This is a genomic window from Rhizobacter sp. P2_H2, from assembly GCF_056403375.1.
Map to the genome: position 1 here is coordinate 1 of NZ_JBFUFP010000628.1, position 3233 is coordinate 3233.

At 69.7% G+C, this 3233-nt stretch carries 2 protein-coding genes; one reads left to right on the forward strand and one right to left on the reverse strand.

Annotated elements, in window-relative coordinates; translation table 11 throughout:
• The first annotated feature begins 101 nt into the window (after positions 1–101).
• Positions 102–1667, forward strand: a complete 1566-nt coding sequence (locus tag AC1D15_RS23695; protein WP_477827899.1) for a helicase HerA-like domain-containing protein — start codon at positions 102–104, stop codon at positions 1665–1667.
• A 4-nt stretch (positions 1668–1671) separates the two neighbouring features.
• On the opposite strand, the gene AC1D15_RS23700 is transcribed toward AC1D15_RS23695, so the two are convergent.
• On the reverse strand, positions 1672–3233 hold a 1562-nt coding region (locus AC1D15_RS23700; protein WP_477827900.1), incomplete at its 5' end, for a M14 family metallopeptidase.

A 3233-nucleotide genomic window follows, 5' to 3' on the forward strand; every position in this document is an offset into this window, starting at 1 on the left:
GTCCGGCCATGAAGGCTCCTCTGAGGGCCCACGCCGGCAGCCGGGTGGGCAATGTTCTTGGATAGACTGCAATTTTACTTGTCCGCCCACCGGAGACTCCCATGGCCGAGCCGATCCTGATCGCCAAGCACGACAAGGCGGAGTGTTTCCTGCTGCCGGCGCTGGCCAACCGCCATGGCCTGATCACCGGCGCCACCGGCACCGGCAAGACGATCACGCTGCAGACATTGGCCGAAAACTTCAGCAAACTGGGCGTTCCGGTGTTCATGGCCGACGTGAAGGGCGACCTGACCGGCATCACGCAGGCCGGCAAGGTCGGCGACAAGCTGGCCGCCATCCTGAAGGAACGTGGGCTCGACGCCCCGGCGTCGGCCGCCTGCCCCGCCACGCTGTGGGATGTGTTCGGCGAGCAGGGCCACCCGGTGCGCGCCACCGTCAGCGACATGGGCCCGCTGCTGCTGGCGCGCATGCTGGCGCTGAATGAAACGCAGGCCGGCGTGCTGAACCTGGTGTTCAAGATCGCCGACGACAACGGGCTGCTGCTGCTCGACCTGAAGGACCTGCGCGCGATGCTGCAGCACGTCGGCGAGAACGCGAGCCAGTTCACCACCGAATACGGCAACGTCAGCGCCGCCAGCGTCGGCGCGATCCAGCGCGGGCTGCTGCAGATCGACGAGCAGGGCGGCGACAGGTTCTTCGGCGAACCGATGCTGAACATTGCCGATTTCATGCAGTCGGTGGATGGCAAGGGCGTGGTCAACGTGCTGAGCGCCGACAAGCTGATGAACGCGCCGCGCCTGTACGCGACCTTCCTGCTGTGGATGCTGTCCGAGCTGTTCGAGCAACTGCCCGAGGTCGGCGACCTGGAGCAGCCGAAGCTGGTGTTCTTCTTCGACGAGGCGCACCTGCTGTTCAAGGAGGCGCCGGCGGCGCTGGTCGAGCGCATCGAGCTCGTCGTGCGGCTGGTGCGCAGCAAGGGCGTCGGCGTCTATTTCGTGACGCAGAACCCGCTCGACATCCCCGACAGCGTGCTGGCCCAGCTCGGCAACCGGGTGCAGCATGCCCTGCGCGCCTTCACGCCGCGCGACCAGAAGGCCGTCAAGTCGGCCGCGAGCACGATGCGGGCGAACCCGGGGCTCGACATCGAGACGGCGATCACCGAGCTGGGGGTCGGCGAAGCGCTGGTCAGCCTGCTCGACGAGAAGGGCCGGCCGAGCGTCACGCAGCGCGTGTTCGTGCTGCCGCCGGGCAGCCAGATCGGGCCGATCACGTCCGACCAGCGCAAAGCGCTGGTCGCGAGTTCGCTGGTGGCCGGGGTCTACGAGAAGGCGGTCGACCGCGAGTCGGCGTACGAGAAGTTGAAGGGGCGCGGCGTGGCGAGCGCCGATGCGGGGCGCCCTGCCCCGTCGTCGACGTCCTCACCGACATCCACGTCCACCCCGATGCCCACGCCGACCGCCGGCCAGCCACCCGCCGAAGCCGGCAGCGGCTGGGGTGGCATGCTCAACGACGTGCTGTTCGGCAGCACCGGCCCGCGCGGCGGCAARCACGACGGSCTGGCGCAGACGATGGCGAAATCAGCGGTGCGCACGATCGGCACCAGCGTCGGCCGCGAGCTGATCCGCGGCGTGCTGGGCAGCTTGCTCGGCGGCAGCAAGCGCCGATGAGGCGTCACGGCAACACGTTCAATTTCACCCCCGGCACCGCGGTGACGCGTGCCTCGCTCGCCACGTTGCCGATGATGCCGTTCGCGAAGAAGCTGTTCTGCGTGTCCGGCTCCAGCGCCGCGATCACCAGGTTGGCGAGCGGCTGGCTCAGCGGCACGTAGTAGCTGCCGATCGGCACGTCCATCAGCGACGGCCTCAGCTGCACCTGCGCATGCACCACCGCACCGCCGTCGGCGATGGTGCCGCGCACGTCCTGGCGTGCACCGCTCTCGCGGCTGGTCTCGGCATAGGTCTCACCCTGCATCACGCCCATCGCAGCCACCTGCTCGACCCGCACGCCCAGCGTGCGCAGCCGCATCACCGCGTCGCCCTGGTCGGCGGCCAGCCAGTAGCCGCAGGGGCGCGGGCGGGTCTTCAGCGGCTGCAGCTCGAGCGCCGAATCCCAGTTCACCACCAGCGCCTTGTCGGCACCGGTCGCCGGGTCGAGCATCTGCAGCGTGTATTCGCTGGGCGTCGGGCCAGCCTCGACCAGCGCCTCACCCTGGCAGGCCTTCGCGGCCACGTCGGCATCCACGTACTGGCGCAGCTTCACCAGGTCGGCCGAGCGGTCGGCCGCGCTGCGCAGGAAGCTGCCGATCGCGACCACGTGCGTCTGCACGCGTCGCTTCAGGTGCAGCCGGCCGATGCCGACGCCGCGCGTCTCGATCAGGATGCTGACGGCGTTCTTCAGCCCGTTGACGTTGCGGCCGGTGTCCGGCTGGGTGCCGCCCATCGAGATCTTCTTGTCGTTCACGTCGACCGAGGTCGTGTAGTACCACTCGGAGCTGAGCCCCTGCTGCTTCAGGCTCGCGAGCATCGGCTGGCGGAACCATTCCTCCGAGGCCTTCGTGATGAACTCCGGCAGGTTCGCGGTGGTCGCGTACTGCACCAGCGCATCGAAGCGCTGCACCGCGCCGAACTTCTCGAGGAAGCGGCCGACCACCGTGTACTCATGCGAATCGACCACCAGCACCGGCTGGAAATCGCGCACCAGCCGGGCCTGGGCCTGCGCCTCGGGCGTGCGCAGCAGCAGGTGGTCGCGGTTGGCGTCGATGCCGCTCGCGGTGACGCGCCGCTGCGCCTGCGCGCCGTCCGGGTTGGCACGCGGCAGGACCACGACGTTGATGCGCTCCAGCAGGTCCTGCAGGCTGCCGCCGGCCAGCTCGCGCGCGAGCACGATCAGCGCCTCGGCGCCGGCCGGCTCGTCGCCATGCTGCTGGCCGACCAGCAGCACCGTCGGCCGGCCGCTCTTCAGCACGGCGGCGGGCGACATGTCGGGGTTGCGGGTGAAGAGGATCGCCTCGAGCGGCACGCCCGACTGCGAACTGCCCAGCGGCAGCAGCGTCGCGTTGCGGCCGCCATGCACGATCTCGCGCAGCACCGCCTGCAGCTCGGCATTGGTCGTGAAACCGGGGTGGCCGGGCTGGAAGGCTGGCGTGCGGAAATCGACCGCCGGCTCGGGAAAGCGCGCCGCCACCGCGTCGTTGTAGGGCGCGGGCTGCGGCGCTTCGGCGGCCGGCACGGGCG